The 16820-nt window shown below is 74.3% G+C and carries 16 protein-coding genes; 10 read left to right on the plus strand and 6 right to left on the minus strand.

The annotated features are described in order from the left end of the window. The first annotated feature begins 109 nt into the window (after positions 1-109). The 3 genes from ACSNOA_RS16910 to ACSNOA_RS16920 are packed head-to-tail and all read left to right on the plus strand — an operon-like array spanning position 110 to position 3430. Positions 110-1594, plus strand: coding sequence for a flavin-containing monooxygenase (locus ACSNOA_RS16910; protein ID WP_436659450.1), 1485 nt, complete (start codon positions 110-112; stop codon positions 1592-1594). Continuing rightward, a complete protein-coding gene (locus ACSNOA_RS16915) occupies positions 1587-2504 on the plus strand; it encodes an SDR family NAD(P)-dependent oxidoreductase (protein ID WP_436659452.1) in 918 nt (305 codons plus the stop codon). The genes ACSNOA_RS16910 and ACSNOA_RS16915 overlap by 8 nt, the downstream gene beginning before the upstream one ends. Beyond that, a complete protein-coding gene (locus tag ACSNOA_RS16920; protein ID WP_436659454.1) occupies positions 2501-3430 on the plus strand; it encodes an alpha/beta fold hydrolase in 930 nt (309 codons plus the stop codon). The genes ACSNOA_RS16915 and ACSNOA_RS16920 overlap by 4 nt, the downstream gene beginning before the upstream one ends. Before the next feature lie 4 nt (positions 3431-3434). Here the strand turns inward: ACSNOA_RS16920 and ACSNOA_RS16925 are convergent, their stop codons facing one another. Together ACSNOA_RS16925 and ACSNOA_RS16930 are read right to left on the minus strand one after the other, a co-directional pair. Next, complete coding sequence (locus ACSNOA_RS16925) at positions 3435-4901, minus strand: cryptochrome/photolyase family protein (protein WP_436659456.1); 1467 nt, start codon at positions 4899-4901, stop codon at positions 3435-3437. 66 nt (positions 4902-4967) lie between these two features. Beyond that, complete coding sequence (locus ACSNOA_RS16930; RefSeq protein WP_436659458.1) at positions 4968-6167, minus strand: low temperature requirement protein A; 1200 nt, start codon at positions 6165-6167, stop codon at positions 4968-4970. Positions 6168-6337: 170 nt separating this feature from the next. Here ACSNOA_RS16930 and ACSNOA_RS16935 point away from each other — a divergent pair, with 170 nt between their 5' ends. The 4 genes from ACSNOA_RS16935 (at position 6338) to ACSNOA_RS16950 (ending at position 11665) form a co-directional block, all read left to right on the plus strand. Further along, positions 6338-7450 carry a CapA family protein gene (locus ACSNOA_RS16935; RefSeq protein WP_436659460.1) on the plus strand — a complete coding sequence of 371 codons (1113 nt, stop codon included), beginning with the start codon at positions 6338-6340 and terminating at the stop codon, positions 7448-7450. Positions 7451-7598: 148 nt separating this feature from the next. Further along, the gene (locus ACSNOA_RS16940) at positions 7599-9482 is read left to right on the plus strand and encodes a Xaa-Pro dipeptidyl-peptidase (RefSeq protein WP_436659461.1); all 1884 of its coding nucleotides are present in this window, start codon (positions 7599-7601) and stop codon (positions 9480-9482) included. Positions 9483-9635: 153 nt separating this feature from the next. Further along, positions 9636-10298 (plus strand): GntR family transcriptional regulator, encoded by a 663-nt coding sequence (locus ACSNOA_RS16945; protein WP_436659462.1) that lies wholly within the window; start codon positions 9636-9638, stop codon positions 10296-10298. Beyond that, a complete protein-coding gene (locus ACSNOA_RS16950) occupies positions 10295-11665 on the plus strand; it encodes an MFS transporter (RefSeq protein WP_436659464.1) in 1371 nt (456 codons plus the stop codon). The genes ACSNOA_RS16945 and ACSNOA_RS16950 overlap by 4 nt, the downstream gene beginning before the upstream one ends. On the opposite strand, the gene ACSNOA_RS16955 is transcribed toward ACSNOA_RS16950, so the two are convergent. After that, a complete protein-coding gene (locus ACSNOA_RS16955; RefSeq protein ID WP_436659466.1) occupies positions 11640-12059 on the minus strand; it encodes a hypothetical protein in 420 nt (139 codons plus the stop codon). The two genes, ACSNOA_RS16950 and ACSNOA_RS16955, sit on opposite strands and share 26 nt — an antisense overlap. A 206-nt stretch (positions 12060-12265) precedes the next feature. Between ACSNOA_RS16955 and ACSNOA_RS16960 the strand changes: the two genes are divergently transcribed. Both ACSNOA_RS16960 and ACSNOA_RS16965 read left to right on the plus strand, forming a co-directional pair. Next, complete coding sequence (locus ACSNOA_RS16960; RefSeq protein WP_436659467.1) at positions 12266-13354, plus strand: S-(hydroxymethyl)mycothiol dehydrogenase; 1089 nt, start codon at positions 12266-12268, stop codon at positions 13352-13354. Then, positions 13351-13980 (plus strand): MBL fold metallo-hydrolase, encoded by a 630-nt coding sequence (locus ACSNOA_RS16965; protein ID WP_436659468.1) that lies wholly within the window; start codon positions 13351-13353, stop codon positions 13978-13980. The genes ACSNOA_RS16960 and ACSNOA_RS16965 overlap by 4 nt, the downstream gene beginning before the upstream one ends. 15 nt (positions 13981-13995) lie before the next feature. On the opposite strand, the gene tsaA is transcribed toward ACSNOA_RS16965, so the two are convergent. Beyond that, on the minus strand, positions 13996-14406 hold the full coding sequence (tsaA, locus tag ACSNOA_RS16970) for a tRNA (N6-threonylcarbamoyladenosine(37)-N6)-methyltransferase TrmO (protein ID WP_436659470.1): 411 nt from the start codon (positions 14404-14406) through the stop codon (positions 13996-13998). 48 nt (positions 14407-14454) lie between these two features. After that, positions 14455-15312: an MEDS domain-containing protein gene (locus tag ACSNOA_RS16975; protein ID WP_436659472.1), complete on the minus strand. Its 858-nt coding sequence runs from the start codon at positions 15310-15312 to the stop codon at positions 14455-14457. 99 nt (positions 15313-15411) lie between these two features. On the opposite strand from ACSNOA_RS16975, the gene ACSNOA_RS16980 reads away from it, so the two are divergent. Then, a complete protein-coding gene (locus ACSNOA_RS16980; protein ID WP_436659474.1) occupies positions 15412-15897 on the plus strand; it encodes a VOC family protein in 486 nt (161 codons plus the stop codon). A gap of 64 nt (positions 15898-15961) precedes the next feature. On the opposite strand, the gene ACSNOA_RS16985 is transcribed toward ACSNOA_RS16980, so the two are convergent. Beyond that, positions 15962-16555 (minus strand): hypothetical protein, encoded by a 594-nt coding sequence (locus tag ACSNOA_RS16985; protein WP_436659475.1) that lies wholly within the window; start codon positions 16553-16555, stop codon positions 15962-15964. Between the last annotated feature and the right edge of the window lie 265 nt (positions 16556-16820).

A 16820-nucleotide genomic window follows, 5' to 3' on the forward strand; every position in this document is an offset into this window, starting at 1 on the left:
GGCCGTCGATCCTACCCCGCCTCGACACCGTGTCGAGAAACTCGACAGGGTGTTGACCGCCGTCGACGGTCGTGGATAGGGTCCGTCCACTGTCATCCAGGGAGTTGCCATGGCCTCCGACCACGTCGACGTGATCATCGTCGGTGCCGGGCTGTCCGGCGTCGGCGCCGCCTGCCACCTGCGCCGCAGCTGCCCCGACAAGACGTACGCGCTGCTGGAGGCCCGGGACGCCATCGGTGGCACGTGGGACCTGTTCCGCTACCCCGGCGTACGCTCCGACTCGGACATGTTCACCCTCGGCTACGTCTTCAAGCCCTGGACGAACCCGAAGGCGATCGCCGACGGCGACTCGATCCGCGACTACGTGCGCGAGACCGCCCGCGAGTACGACGTCGACCGGCACATCCGCTTCCGGCACCGGGTGGTGAGCGCCGACTGGGACAGCGCCACGGCCCGCTGGACCGTGCGGGCGCACCGCGACGACACCGCCGAGACCGTGGAGCTGACCTGCGGATTCCTCTACGTCTGCGCCGGCTACTACCGCTACGACGCCGGCTACATCCCACCCCTGCCCGGCGTCGACCGGTACGCCGGGCGGCTGGTCCACCCGCAGCACTGGCCGGCCGACCTCGACCACACGGGCAAGCGGGTGGTGGTGATCGGCAGTGGCGCCACGGCCGTCACGCTGGTCCCCGCCATGGCGGAGCAGGCCGCGCACGTGACCATGCTCCAGCGCTCACCCACGTACGTGCTGGCGCTGCCCTCGCGCGACTCCCTCGCCGACGCGCTGCGGCGCTGGCTGCCGGCGAAGGCCCTCTACCCCGTGGTGCGGTGGAAGAACGTCCTGCTCGCCACGGCCAACTTCCAGCTCAGCCGGCGCGCCCCCGGCCTCGTCAAGAAGCTGCTGCGGCGGGCCGCCAGCGCGCGGCTGCCGGCCGGCTACGACGTCGACCGGCACTTCTCGCCCCGCTACGACCCCTGGGACCAGCGGCTCTGCATCGCCCCCGACGGCGACCTCTTCGCTGCGGTGCAGTCCGGGCGCGCCTCGGTGGTCACCGACACCATCGACACGTTCACGGCGCACGGCATCCGGCTGGCCTCCGGCGAGGAACTGCCCGCCGACGTCGTGGTGACCGCCACCGGGCTGAACCTGCTCGCGCTCGGCGGCATGACGCTGCGCGTCGACGGCGCCGAGGTCGACCTCGCCCGGACCGTCGCGTACAAGGGCATGATGCTCTCCGGGGTGCCGAACCTCGCCATGACCATCGGCTACACCAACGCCTCGTGGACGTTGAAGGCCGATCTGGTCGCCACGTACGTCTGCCGGCTGCTGCGGCACCTGGACCGCACCGGCCAGCAGATCGTCACCCCCCAGCCGCCGCCGGACGACGGCCGGGTGCCGCTGATCGACCTCCGGTCCGGGTACGTCCTACGTAGCCTGGACGCACTCCCCAAGCAGGGGCGCTCCGCGCCCTGGCGGCTGTACCAGAACTATCCGCGGGACGTGCTGCTCATGCGGCACGGCCGGCTCACCGACGAGGGCGTGCGCTTCTCCCGCGCGGGCAGCCCGGAGAGGAGCGCGCAGCGTGCGTAACTTCGACTTCACCGGCGGCACGGCCGTGGTGACCGGCGCCGCGAGCGGCATCGGCGAGGCCCTCGCGTACGGGCTGGCCCGGCGCGGCAGCCACCTCGTCCTGCTCGACCGGGACGCCGACCGCCTCGACGGGGTGGTCTCGGCGCTGCGCGACGGACACCCGGACCTGCCGGTCACCACGTACCTGGTCGACCTCGCCGACGCCGCGGCGACCGCCCGCGTCGCCGAGGAGATCCGGCAGCGGCACCCGCGGATCCGGCTGCTCGTCAACAACGCCGGGGTGGCCCTCGGCGGCCGGTTCGACCAGGTCACCTTCGCGGAGTTCAGCTGGGTCGTCGACATCAACTTCCGCGCCGTGGCGCAGCTGACCCACGCGCTGCTGCCCGCGCTCAAGGCCGAGCCCGGGGCGCACCTCGTGAACCTCTCGAGCCTCTTCGGCCTGATCGCCCCCGCCGGGCAGGCCGCCTACGCGGCCAGCAAGTTCGCGGTGCGCGGGTTCACCGAGGCCCTGCGCCACGAGCTGGTCGACGACGGAATCGGCGTCACCTGCGTGCACCCCGGCGGGATCAACACCCGGATCGCGACGAACGCCCGCGTCGGCAGCGGCGTCTCCCCGGAGGAGTACGCGCAGGGCCGGCGGCAGTTCGAGAAGCTGCTCAGCATCCCACCGGCGCGGGCCGCCGAGGTGATCCTGCGCGGCGTCGCGCGTCGGCGGGGCCGCGTGCTGATCGGCTGGTCGGCGAAGCTGCCGGACCTGCTGGGCCGGGTCGCGCCCGCGTCGTACGGGCGGGTCCTCGCCCTCGGCCTGCGCACACCCAGGGCCGTCCCGGCCGCGGCGCCCCCACCGGGCGTGCCCGCCCAGCGCGGCGCCGGCCAGCCGACGGCCGAGCGTGCGGGAGAGGCGGCATGAGCGCGGCGGAGCGACCCCGGCACGTGACGGTCGCCGGCCGGCGGGTGCGCCACCGCGTCGACGGCGACGGGCCGCCGGTGGTGCTGCTGCACGGCATCGGCCGGACCCTGCGCGACTTCACCGAGCAGCACGACCTGCTCGCTCAGCGGTTCCGGGTGCACAGCGTCGACCTGCCCGGCTACGGCGGGTCCCTGCCCATGACCGAGCCGTACACCCTGGACGCGCTGGCCCGGTTCGTCGGCCGGTACCTCGACGTGGTCGGCGTCGACCGCCCCGCGCACCTGGTCGGCAACTCCCTCGGCGGCGCGGTCGCCATGCAGCTCGCCGTCGCCGAGCCGGCCCGGGTGGCCAGCCTCGCGCTGGTCAACAGCGCCGGCTTCGGCCGGGAGGTGACGATCGCGCTGCGGCTGCTCGCGCTGCGCCCGCTGGGCCGGCTGCTGCTGCGCCCGAGCCGCGCGCTGGCCCGCCGCACCGAGCTGGCCCTCTTCCACGACCCGGCGTTCGCCACGGCCGAGCGCATCGCCCACGCCCTGGAGACCGCCCGACAGCCGTACACCGCACGCGTGATGCTGGAGACCGCCCGGAGCCTCGGCGGCTTCCGCGGTGTGCGGGCACCGTGGCGCGAGGACCTGGTGGCCCGGGTGGCAGCCCTGGACGTGCCGACGCTGGTCGTCTGGGGCGACCGGGACCTCATCCTCCCGGCGGCCCACCTGGACGCCGCCCGCGCCCTGCTGCCCCGCGCCCGCACCCACCTGTTCCGCGACTGCGGGCACCTGCCGCAGGTCGAGCGGGCCGAGGAGTTCCACCGGCTGCTGCTCGACTTCTGGGCCGCACCGGCCACGCAGGGCGTGCTCACGGCCACCATCGCCGACCCCCGCGAGGAGGACGGGGCGGCGCGACGCCGACCCGCGACCGAGGCCGGGTGACCGGTCAGGGTGGGGTGCTGCCCCGCTTCTCCTCCTGGACGAGCACCGCCTCGCGGTGCTCCGGGTCGTCGCGGCGCAGCAGCTCGGCCGCGAGCCGCGGGTCGTCGACGAGGCGCTCCCGGTTGCGGTGCAGGAACGTCTCGAACCCGCCGGTGTACGGGCACGCCAGGTCGCCGAGCGCCCGCTCGGGGGTGTACCGGCAGCCCGCGCAGTAGTCGCTGATCTCGTCGATGTCGGTGCCGTCCACCGCGTACGGGCGGGTCTCGACCCGGGGCGTGTCGGCGTGGTGGCTCATGCCGAGCACCGTCGCGTTCATCACCCAGTCGGCGCCGTCCACGAACGAGCGCTGGAACCAGTCGACCAGCTCGGCGGAGCGCCAGCCGCGCTGCAGCGCGTAGTTGTTGAGCACCAGCAGCCGCGGCACGTGGTGGGTGAACGCCCGGTCCCGCACGGCGGCCAGCACGTCGGCGAGGCAGCGCGCCTCGACGGCGTCGGCGTCCAGCTCGGCGAACCACTGCGGCAGCGGCTCGGTCGCGGTCAGCCAGCGGGCGCCCTGCTGCCGGGGCTCGACGTACCAGTAGAGCTGCCACAGGAACTCCCGCCAGCCGAGCAGCCCCCGGACGAACGGCTCCACCGCGGCCCGGGGCGCCAGCCCGTCGCGCCAGGCGGCCTCCGCAGCGCGTACGGCCGGCGCCGGGTCGAGCAGCCCGAGGTTGAACGACGAGGAGAGCCCGCTGTGGGTGAGCAGCGGGTCGTGCACGCTCATCACGTCGGCGTAGCGGTCGTACTCGGGCAGGCGGTGCCGCACGAAGTGCGTGAGCCGGGCCTGCGCCTCCGCGTGCGTGGCCGGGAACCGTCGCGGCCCGTCCCGGCCGACGAACCGCACCCCGTCGGCCGCCCACCGGTCGAGGTCACGGCGCACCTGTCCGTCGATGTCGTCCTCGACGACCGGTGGTGGCGGCGGCACCGGCTGCGCGGAGGCGGCGGAGCGGGGCCGGCACCGGGCCGGATCGCCCCCGGGGGCAGCGTTCGGGTCGGGGGCGGTGAGGACGCCGTGCCGGCGCAGCGCGTACCGGAAGAAGTCCGGCATCCGCAGTGGACCCGGCTGCCGGTCGGCCCAGGTCGCGAAGTCGGCCCGGTCGGTGATGAACCCGCGCGGCGGCAGCACCGCGAGGCCGGGCACGGAACGGACGAAGCGCAGGGCCGCCCGCGAGTGCGGGTGGCACACCTCCACCTGCCCACCCACCCGGTCGAGCGCCTCCCGGAACGTGCCGGTGCGCAGCAGCAGCGCCCGGTCGCCCAGTTCCGCGGCGCGGTGGCGCAGCGCGGACAGGATCAGGTGTGCCTTCTGCCGGTGCATCGGCCGCCGCCGGAACAGCTCCCGTGCCTCGATGAGCAGCACCGGCTGGTCGGGATCGTCGAGGAAGTGCGGCCCGAGCTGGTCGGCCAGCAGCCATCGGCGGGGAGACATGGTCCAATTCTGCCCACTTCCGGCCCGCCGTGCCCCATACCGGATGGGTACGGGGGGTCGCGTTCACTAAACCGGTCCGGTGCCGCCCTCGGTGGTCGCGTCGGCCCGCTCGGGCACGGCGGCCCGACGCCGGTCCAGCACCGTGACGGCCACCAGCAGGAACATCACGACCGCCACGAGGTGCGCGGGCATCGGCCCCCAGGGGGTGAGCAGCACGAGGACGGCCGCGGCGGGAAAGGCGGCGGCCAGCGCCGGACGCTGCTGGCGGCGTACGTGCAGCGCCCAGAGCGTGAGCAGGTACACGGCGATCGGCACGGCCACCGCGTATCCGGCGGTGCTCCCGGGGATGTGCGCGCCGCCGCGTTCGTGGTCCACCACGACGGCCAGGCCGGCGCCCACCGCGGCGACCGAGGCGAAGACCAGGTAGTGGCCGTACCCCCAGAACAGCGCGAGCCGCAGCCGGGTGGACACCTCCACGGGGCGGTCGAAGTAGAGCCACCAGAGCGCGAACACGATCACCGCGCCGGCCGCGGCGAGCGACCACAGGTGCCGGTCGCCCGCGTCCACGCCGGTCTGGACCGCCAGCGACGTCGCGAGCACCACCTCGCCGAGCACGATGAGGGTGAACAGGCCGTACCGCTCGACGATGTGCCGGGGGTGCCAGGGCGTCATTCCCGGCCGCTCGGCCAGCGCCGGGACCAGCAGCTCGGCGATCACGAGCAGCGCGAAGGAGGCCACCCCCCAGTCGCCCGGAAGGGCCAGCCGGACCAGCCAGCCGACCTGCACGAGCACGACCCCGACGGCGTACCGGCTCGTGGCGGCGCGGTGGGTCGGGTCGCCGGCGGCGGCGCGTGTCCAGTGCACGACGGCGGCCAGTCGCATCACCACGTACCCGGCGGTGATGGTGGCGAAGTCCGCCTCGGTGAAGGCGCGCGGCACGCCCGCGGCCAGGATCAGGGCGCCGGCGATCTCCACGAGGGTGGTGATCCGGTAGACGTCGTCGTCGGTGTCGTACGCGGACGCGAACCAGGTGAAGTTCATCCAGGCCCACCAGATCGCGAAGAACACCATGAGGTAGCTGCCGACCGCGTGGCCGACGTGCCCCTCGGCCACCGCGTGGTGCAGGTTGCCGGCCGCCTGCGCCACCGCCACCACGAAACAGAGGTCGAAGAAGAGTTCCAGCGGGGTGGCGCTGCGGTGCGGTTCGTCCGGGTGACGAGGGCTCATCCGGCGGTACCACGGCCGCACGGATCGGGTCTGGGTCACGCACGCTCCTCGGGCCGCCGTCGCCCACACGATAGCCAGCGGCCGTGCCGGCGCGGGCCGGATCCCGCCACGGCGGGACCGGCGGGCCGGCGGCGCCCGAGCCCACGCGGGACGCGTGCGCCGTCGCGGATCCGGCCGTGCCCCGACGCGACGGATGGCAGAGTGCCCGCATGGCCGACGACACGCTGACCCTCTTCCTCGCCGGCGACGTGATGACCGGCCGGGGCGTGGACGCCGTGCTGCCGCACCCGGGCCCGCCCGACCTGCGGGAGGACCTGGTCCACGACGCGCGCGACTACGTCCGGCTGGCCGAGCGGGTCGGCGGGCCGGTGCCGCGTCCCGTGCCGCCGCAGTGGCCGTGGGGCGCGGCCCTGCCGCTGCTCGACGACCTGCGCCCGGACGTGCGGATCGTGAACCTCGAGACGGCTGTGACCGGACGCGGCGCCCACGAGCCGGGCAAGGGGATCCACTACCGCATGCACCCGGACAACGTCGCCTGCCTCACGGCGGCCCGGCTCGACGTCTGCGCCCTGGCCAACAACCACGTGCTCGACTTCGGGCCGACGGGTCTCACCGACACCCTCGACACGCTGTCCGGCGCGGGGATCGCGTACGCCGGCGCGGGCCGCGACGCCGACGAGGCCCGCCGCCCGGCCGCCGTGCCGCTCCCCGGCGGACGCCGGCTGCTCGTCTTCTCGCTGGCCAGCCCGTCCAGCGGGGTGCCGCCGCACTGGGCGGCCACCGCCGACCGGCCCGGGGTGGCGTACCTGCCGGAGCCCTCCGCCGCCGCGGCGGACGCGATCGTCGACCGGATCGCCGGGTGGGCCGGGCGGGGGGACCGGGTCCTGTTGTCCGTGCACTGGGGGTCGAACTGGGGGTACGACGTCCCGCCGGAGCACGTGGCGTTCGCGCACCGGCTGCTGGACGCCGGTGTCGACGTGGTGCACGGGCACTCGTCGCACCACCCCCGGCCCGTCGAGGTGTACCGCGACCGGCTCGTCCTGTACGGCTGCGGCGACCTCGTCGACGACTACGAGGGGATCAGCGGGCACGACGCGTACCGCCCGGAGCTGCGGTTGCTCTGGCTGCCCACCCTGGACGCCGCGACGGGGGAGCTGCGCGCGCTGCGGGCGGCGCCGCTGCGGACCCGGCGGATGCGCCTGGAGCGGGCCGGGGTCGCCGAGGCCCGGTGGCTCGCGGACCGGCTCGGTCGGCTCGGGGAACGGTTCGAGGTGGACGCCGATGGTCTGCTGACCCGGGTGGCGTCCACCGTGCCGGGCTGACCAGGCCGCGGCGCGGCCGGCCACCGTGGACGAATCGACGTCCGGGTCATCGACGCGACCCGCCGACCGGACATAGCATGTGGGCGAATGGATCTTCGGGTCCACCCCTGGCCGCCACGGCCACCAGCCCGACCGAAGGGAGACGCGCGTGCGTCGACTCCCCCCTCTGGCACTACTCGGCGTCGGCGTGTCCGGCGCACTGCTCCTGAACGCCGCCCCCGCGTCGGCGGCGGCGCCGCCCGCGGCCGCCCCACCACCGGGCATCGTGGTCCGTGACGGCATGACGCAGCCGGTCTTCTCGCTCGCCGACGCGGTCGAGGAGCGGGTGTACGTCCAGACCCCGGTGGACACCGACCACGACGGCCGCCTCGACCGGGTGGCCATCGACATCTCCCGCCCCCGGGAGACCGCCACCCAGGGCCTCAAGGTGCCCGTCATCTTCGAGCACAGCCCGTACCGCAAGGACACCTGGGGCGACGTGCCGTACCCGAGCGTGCTGGTGGACGACCTGCCGCAGAACGGCGTGACGCGCCGCTCCGGCCTGCGCGCCGCCGACATGGGCGTCCAGCGCGCCGAGGCGAAGGCCAACCTGCCCGGCTCGCTCGACGACTACTACGTGCCGCGCGGCTACGCGGTGGTGCTCGGCCAGAGCGTCGGCACCGCCGACTCCGACGGCTGCCCGACGAGCGGCGACCAGGCCGAGACGCTCGGCACCAAGGCCGTCATCGACTGGCTGAACGGCCGGGCGAAGGGGTACGACGCGGCCGGCGCGCCGGTCACCGCCGGCTGGACCACCGGCGCGGTCGGCATGACCGGCGTCTCCTACAACGGGACGCTGCCCAACCAGGTGGCCACGACCGGCGTGGAGGGTCTCAAGACCATCGTGCCGGTGTCGGCGATCAGCAGCTGGTACGACTACTACCGGGCCAACGGCCTCGTCGTCGCGCCCGGCACCTACCAGGGTGAGGACACCGACATCCTGGCCCAGTTCACGGCCGGCCAGGCGCGCGCGCAGGGCCGCTGCGCCGACGAGATCGCGGCGCTCACCGAGGAGCAGGACCGGGTCACCGGCGACTACTCGAAGTACTGGGCCGACCGTGACTACCTCGACGCCCGCCGGGTCGAGGCGAGCGTCTTCGTGGTGCACGGCCTCAACGACTGGAACGTGAAGACCGAGCACTTCGCCGGCTGGTGGGACGAGCTCGCGAAGCGCCACGTCCCGCGCAAGATCTGGCTGCACCAGGGCGGGCACGGCGGCCCGGGCAACAACGCGTCGGTGACTCTGCCCGACGGGCGCACGTGGACGTACAAGCAGACCGAGAACCGCTGGTTCGACTACTGGCTGTGGAACGTGCCCAACGGGATCATGGACGAGCCCACGGCGGTGCTGCAGCGCGAGGACCGGGTCTACACCACGTACGCCAACTGGCCCGACCCGGCCGCCCGGGAGGTGCCCGTGCGGCTGGCCGCCACCAACGCCACCGACCCGGGGACGCTCACCTCGGGCAAGGCTCCGAAGGGCAGGGTCGAGCAGAGCTTCGTCGACGAGGGCCGCACCCTCCACCCGGACACGCTCGTGGCCGACCCGGACACGGCGAGCGCCAACCGGCTCGCGTACCGTTCCCCGGCGCTCGCGCAGGACGTCCGCATCTCCGGGCGTCCCGAGATGCGGCTGCGGATGGCGATCGACAACAAGCCGGACGCCAACCTCACCGTCTACCTCGTCGACTACGGCCCGGCCGGCTCCACCGCCGCGCCGACCGTGGTGACCCGGGGTTGGATGGACCCGCAGAACCGCAAGAGCGCGGCCCGCACCGAGCCGGTGAAGCAGGGCAAGCTGTACGACTACCGGTGGACGCTCGAGCCGAAGGACTACGTGTTCCCGGCCGGCCACCGGATCGGCGTGGTGGTCTTCTCCAGCGACCAGGAGTACACGCTGCTCCCGCTGGGCGGCACGAAGCTGCGCGTCGCCCCGAACGACAGCGAGCTGCGCCTGCCGGTGGTCGGGGGGCGTGCCGTCCTCGGCTTCTGAGCGCCACCGCCTTCGGGTCGACCTCCGGGCCGACCGGGACGCGCGACGACGGGGCAGCCTCCGGGCTGCCCCGTCGTCGTGTCCGCCGTGGGCCACGCCACGTTCGCGGCGACCACGTCACGCGCCCCGACGAACGGGCCGCACCATAGATACATGACGCATCCCTCCGCTCCGGCCCGGTCGGCGGCGCCCTCCGCCGCCGAACGCGCGTACCGGCACCTCAAGCGCGCGATCCTCGAGCAGGTCTACCCGGGCGGGCTCCTCGTGAGCGAGGGGGAGATCGCCGAGGCGACCGGGGTCTCCCGTACCCCGGTGCGGGAGGCGCTGCTCCGGCTGGAGACCGAGGGGCTCGTCAGGCTGTACCCGAAGCGCGGCGCGCTGATCCGGCCCGTCTCGGCCCGCGAGATCACCGACGTGATCGAGGCCCGCCGGCTCGTCGAGCTGCACGCCGCCGAACGCGTGTGGGACCGCCGCGCCGCGCTGAAGCCCGAACTCGACCGGTGGCTCGCCGAGATGCGTACGGCCCACGCCGCCGGCGACCTGACCGCCCTCATGGCCGCCGACCGGGCCTTCCACGCCACCGTGGTCGACGCCGCCGGCAACGAGATCCTCGCCGAGCTGTACCAGCGGCTGCGCGACCGGCAGCTGCGCATGGGCGAGGCCACCTTCCGCCTGTCACCCCGCTGGGCCGAGGCGGCCCTCACCGAGCACGCCGCGCAGCTCGCCGCGCTCGACGACGACGATCCTGCCCGCTGGCTCGCCGCGGTGGCCGCGCACATCGACAACGCGGCGACCGCGCTGCGGACCCTGCGGTGAGCGCCGCCGTCACCACCACCGTCGCGCCCCGCCGCTCCGCCGCCCTCGTGTGGGGCGTGGCGCTCACCGCGTACGTGGTCGCCGTCTTCCACCGCAGCTCGCTCGGCGTCACCGGGGTCGACGCCACGCACCGCTTCGACATCAACGCCTCGGCGCTCGCCACGTTCTCCGTCGCCCAGCTCGCCGTGTACGCCGCCATGCAGGTCCCGGTCGGCGTGCTGCTCGACCGGTTCGGCTCGCGCCGGCTCCTCGCCGCCGGTGGCGCGCTCATGGTCGCCGGCCAACTCTGCTTCGCCCTCGCCACCGACGTACCGCTCGCCGTGACGGCCCGCGTCCTCGTCGGGCTGGGCGACGCCATGACCTTCATCAGCGTGCTGCGCATCGTGACGTTCTGGTTCCCCGGTCGGGCCAACCCGTTGATCGTGCAGCTCACCGGCACGCTCGGGCAGCTCGGCGCGATCCTCGGCGCCGTGCCCCTGGTGGCCCTGCTGCACCACCTCGGCTGGACCCCCGCGTTCCTCGTGGCCGCGGCGGCCGGCGCGACAGCCGTGCTCCTGGTGCTCGTGGCGGTGCGGGACACCCCGCACCGGGGGACCCTCGCGGGCCCGCCGCCCCGCCCCGCCGCCGTACGCCGGGACCTGGCCGACGCGTGGGCCGAGCCCGGCACCCGGCTGGGGCTCTGGACGCACTTCGTCACCCAGTTCTCCGGCGCCGTCTTCGCCCTGCTCTGGGGCTACCCGTTCCTGGTCCAGGGACAGGGCCTCACGCCCACCGCGGCCGCGGGCCTGCTCACCGTGATGACCGTGACCGGGCTGCTCGCCGGGCCGGCCCTCGCCCACCTCTGCGCCCGGCACCCGTTCCACCGCTCGGTGCTGGTCTTCACGGTCGTGGCCGCCACGGCCGCCGTGTGGGGCGCGGTGCTCGCCTGGCCGGGGCCCGCGCCACGCTGGCTGCTCGTGGCGCTCGTGCTGGTCCTGGCCGTCAACGGCCCCGCCTCGATGATCGGCTTCGACTACGCCCGCACGTTCAACCCGACGAGCCGGATCGGTAGCGCCACCGGCATCGTGAACGTCGGCGGCTTCGTCGCCTCGATCGCGCTGGTGCTCGCCGTCGGCGTGGTGCTCGACCTCGCGACCCCGGCCGGCCGGAGCACGCCCGACCTCGGCGCGTTCCGCTGGGCCTTCGCCGTGCAGTACGCGCTCTGGGCGCTGGGCGCGGTCCAGGTGCTGCGCTACCGCAACGCCGCCCGCCGCCAGCTCGCCGCGGCGGCGCGCGTGGCCCCGCCCTCCGTGCCGGTCCCGCCGGACCTGGCCGGTGGCGTCGCCACCGCGCCGGGGCGGGTCAGCGGGCCAGGCGGCGGTGCGTGAGGTCGTCCAGCACCAGGGTCAGCCCGGCGCCGACCAGCCACACGTCCTTGGCCAGCCCGGTGCCCTGCTGGGTCGGGCGCACACCGCCCGGCTCCCGCATTCCCGGCGTCTTCAGGTACAGCTGCACCAGCCCCGCGCCGAAGGCGGTCAACCCCAGGCCCACCAGCGTCGAGGGGATGAACGGGGTGAGCAGGGCGGCGCCCAGCGCCAGCTCGGTGTAGCTCAGCAGCTTGGCGAACCGGTCGGGCGGGAACTGGCGCAGCTGCGGGATGGCGCCGACGGCCATCGCGTGCATGCCCTGCGCCGCCTCTCCCTCCAGGTTCCGCTTGCTCAATCCCGAGTTCAGCACGAAGGCGCCGATGGCGGTCCGCAGCGGTACGTGCGCGACTTTCATGATCACTCCTGTGGTGAAGGCCGGAACGTGCCCCCGCCTACCCACCATCGGACGGGATAACCCGCCGCTCCCACCCCTGTGCCGAGCGGATTGATCGCGATAGGTTCGCCCGGGGCCTTTCGTCGTCCACCCGCCCCGTCGTCGGCGCGACCCGGCGGGCCGCGCCGGCCGTCCCCCGCCGCCACAGCAGGAACAGGAGGGCAACCGTGAGCCAGGAGGTCCGGGGAGTCATCTCCCGCAGCAAGGGCGCGCCGGTCGAGGTCACCACCATCGTGGTGCCCGACCCGGGGCCCGGCGAGGCGATCGTACGGATCCAGTCGTGCGGGGTCTGCCACACCGACCTGCACTACCGCGAGGGCGGCATCAACGACGACTACCCGTTCCTGCTGGGCCACGAGGCGGCCGGCGTCGTCGAGGAGGTGGGCGAGGGGGTCACCGGCGTGGCGCCGGGCGACTTCGTCGTCCTCAACTGGCGTGCCGTCTGCGGGGTCTGCCGGGCCTGCCGGCGCGGCCGCCCGTGGTACTGCTTCGCCACCCACAACGCCGCCCGCCGGATGACCCTCACCGACGGCACCGAACTGACCCCGGCGCTCGGCATCGGCGCCTTCGCCGAGAAGACGCTCGTGCACGCCGGGCAGTGCACGAAGGTGGACCCGGCCGCCCGACCGGCCGCCGTGGGGCTGCTCGGCTGCGGGATCATGGCCGGTCTCGGCGCGGCCATGAACACCGGCGGGGTCACCCGCGGCGACTCGGTGGCCGTGATCGGCTGCGGTGGGGTCGGCGACGCCGCGGTGGCCGGCGCGGCGCTGGCCGGCGCCACGACGATCATCGCCGTCGACACCGACGCCCGCAAGCTCGACTGGGCCCGCCGGTTCGGCGCCACACACACCGTCGACGCCAGCGCGCAGGACCCGGTCGAGGCGATCCAGGCCGCCACCGGCGGCTTCGGCGCCGACGTGGTCATCGACGCCGTGGGCCGGCCGGAGACGTGGAAGCAGGCGTTCTACGCCCGCGACCTCGCGGGCACCGTCGTGCTGGTGGGCGTACCGACCCCGGAGATGACCGTCGAGCTGCCGCTGCTCGACGTGTTCGGCCGCGGGGGCGCCCTCAAGTCCAGCTGGTACGGCGACTGCCTGCCGAGCCGTGACTTCCCGATGCTCACCTCGCTGTACCTGCAGGGGCGCCTCGACCTCGACGCGTTCGTCACCGAGGAGATCGCGCTGGACCAGGTGGAGCAGGCGTTCGACCGGATGCACGGGGGCGACGTGCTGCGCTCGGTGGTGGTCTTCCCGTGACGGTTCGCGTCGACCACGCGGTCACCTCGGGCACCTTCTCCCTCGACGGGCAGACGTTCGACGTGGACAACAACGTCTGGGTGGTCGGCGACGACGCCGAGTGCGTCGTCCTCGACGCGCCGCACGACGTGGACGCCATCCTGCGGGTGGTGGGGGAGCGGCGGGTCCGCGCCATCCTCGCCACGCACGCCCACGACGACCACGTGCGGGCCGCTCCCGCGCTGGCCCGGGCCACCGGCGCGCCGGTCCTGCTGCACCCGGACGACCGGGTGCTGTGGGACCTCGTCCACCCCGACGTGCCACCCGGCGGCGACCTGCACGGCGGCACGACGGTCGAGGTCGCCGGCACGGTGCTGCGGGTCCTGCACACACCCGGGCACAGCCCGGGCGCGTGCAGCTTCCACGCGCCGGACCTGGGCGCCGTGTTCACGGGTGACACCCTCTTCGCGGGCGGGCCGGGCGCCACCGGCCGCTCGTACAGCGACTTCGGCACCATCGTGGAGTCGATCCGGGACCGACTGCTCACCCTTCCACCGGAGACGGTGGTGCACACCGGGCACGGTGACGACACCACCATCGGCACCGAGGCGCCGCACCTGGACGAGTGGATCAGGCGCGGTCACTGAGCGCCGTCGCGGTCCTCAGCGCTCGTCGGGGCCGCCCAGCACCGGCTTGACGTCGAGCACCGGCGTCCCGTCGATCGCCTCCAGGTCGCCCACCCGGATCCGCAGGCCGTCGACGGCCAGCACCCGCACCCGGTGCAGGCCGATCGGGTTCGGCCGGTGCGGCGACCGGGTGGCGAACACCCCGGTCTCGGGCCGGCTGGTGTCACCGCGCGGATGCACGGCGAGGACGTCCCGCCGGGCCCGGTCGAACCACGTCAGCACGAGGGCGTCGGTGCCGGGCCGCAGGTCCCGTACGGCGGGGGCGACGTCCGGCGCGAAGACGAGCCACGCGTCCGGCGCGCCCTCGTCACCCTGCTTGGGCGCGGTCGCCGGGTCGGTCAGCGGCGACTCGACCCGTCCGACGGGCCGGAGCTGGTAGTCGCTCACGTCGAGTTCCTTCCGGGCGGGCCCGGCGCGGCTGGACAACCACTGTGGTCAGGCCGGGATCCCGGCCGCCCCGGGGCGGATCAGGTCGAGCAGCCGGCGCAGGTTGGGCCGGCAGCCGACCAAGCGTACGGTGGGCGGCCTCGCCGCGTCGGCCCGTAGCAGCGCGTGCGCGGCGCGGACGTCCGCGAAGCTCACTTCCGACAGGTCCAAAACGGCGGGATGGTGGGCCGGCGCGCGCCCGGAGACGTCCCGGAGCATGGCCGTGAAGGCGTCGCCGTTGCTGCCGTCGATCTCACCCACGAGACGCAGCCCGTCCGGGTTCCGCGTCCGGTACGCGCGCAGCAGCGGCTTCCACGACCGGCTCGCGCCGGGCGTCACGGTGGCCGGATGCGCGGCGGCCACGGCCCGCACCTGCTCGGCGGGAAAGCGCCGCCGGTCGTAGAGGCACAGCGCCGCGACCCGGCCGTCCGGGAACAGCGCGTTGACCTCCGACTCGTACCGGCGCAGCTCGGCCGCCCCGCCCCGGTCCCGCGACGCCCAGGCCATGTCGCCGACGAGCCGCAGGCCCGCGTACCCCTCGTGCTGCGCCCGCGCCGTCTCCGCCACCAGGTTGGCGATCATGCCGGGGCGGTCGAACCGCCCCTGTGGACGGTACGTCGTGCCGGCCGGCACCAGCCGCAGCCGGCCGTCGGCCAGGGCGGCCCGGGTCGGCACACCGCGGGCCGTGAGGTCGGCGAGCACCACCTCGGGAGCGAGCGCATCGAGGAAGCAGAGGGCCTTGTCGCCCCGCCGCAGACCCGTGGTGACGAACCGACCCACGGCGCCGAGGCCCACCGCCTCGTCGTCGTACGACCAGCAGACGTGGTCACCGAGGCGCACCTGGTCGACCACCGCGGTTGTCGTCACCTTCTCGCCTTCCCATCGGCGCTTTCCCACTCTAAACCTCCGCACTGCCGCGACCAACGGCTCCGCCTGGGAGCGCGGGGACGGCTAGCATCGCCGGGCATGACACGTGAGGTCGACCGTCCGCCCGTCGTCCGCCAGCTCCGGCTCGTGGTGGAGGCCGACGACCACGACGCCGCCGTCGCCTTCTTCCGCGACGCGCTGGGCCTGCCCGAGGAGGCGGCCTTCGCCGGCGACGGTGACGCCCGGGTCGTGATCCTCGACGCGGGCCGCGCCACCCTGGAGATCGCCAACCCGGCGCAGAAGCGGATGATCGACGAGGTGGAGGTGGGCCGGCAGGTCGCGCCACGCATCCGGCTGGCGTTCGAGGTGGACGATGCCCGGACGACCACCGAACGGCTGATCGCCGCGGGAGCGGAGCAGGTGGCCCCGCCCACGGTTACCCCCTGGCAGTCGCTCAACGCACGCCTCGACGCCCCGGCGGATCTCCACATCACCGTGTTCGAGGAGCTGCGCGGCCCGGACGAGCGCGCCGCGTACGACGGGTCCGGCGCCGAGGGCGACCAGCCGCCTCCGACCCGGCGTTGAGGCGCCGCTGGCCGGCACCGCGTTCGGGGTGCCGGCCAGCGGTCGTTGCGTGCTTGTGTGGTTGTCAGCTGTTCCAGTGCTGGGCGACGAGGTCGGCGGCCTGCTGTTCCCACTGGGCGTACGCGTCGGGGTAGGCGGAGACCTGTACCGTCTGCGCGGCTTCGGTGAGGGGCATGTCGTGCCAGCCGTCGATCTGCTTGAGGCCCTTCTGGAAGGCCATGGTGGAGTACTCGGGGTCGGTGATCTGCTCCGGCGTGCCCCAACCCGAGCTCGGGCGTTGCTGGAACAGGCCCAGCGAGTCGTGGTCGTTGGCGTCACCGAGGTGACCCAGGTTCTCCAGCTTGGACTCCTGCAGGCTGGTGGCGATGGAGATGACCGCGGCCCGCTCGTCGAGGCCGGACTTCTTCGTCGCGGCGATGATGGCCTTGGCGTTGTTGGTCTGCTCGTCGTCCAGGGCGATGTGCGACTGGGCGCCCTGGGTGCCGTGCGGGATCAGCTTGGCCTTGTCCACGGCCGGCTTGTCGGCCTGCACCACGGCGACGGGCTTCATGTCGTGACTCGGGGTCGCGGCGTGGGCGGCGATGGGGCCGGCGGCGACACCGGTGGTGAACGCCAGACCAGCGATACCCAGCACACTCTTACGCAGCATCGTGTTCATCGAAAGCTCCTCGGGGGTGAGGCACCCGTCATGCCGTCGGGGGACGACATCGTGCGGGTGCGAGCACCAGCAGGCGCTCAAAACAAAAGGGGGAAAGCTCTGGGGTTCGGGTCGGCCTCACGGGGCCTGCGCCCGGGTCCAGCACGGGTGGGCGGGGGTGCTCCACCGCGCCGGGTCCATGTGTAACGACCGGCGGCCCGCCATCATTCCGGGGGCCTACGCTCGGCCGGGTCCGTGTGTAACGACCCGCGGCCCGCCATCATTC

Source organism: Micromonospora sp. URMC 103, assembly GCF_051386435.1.
Classification (GTDB): domain Bacteria; phylum Actinomycetota; class Actinomycetes; order Mycobacteriales; family Micromonosporaceae; genus Micromonospora.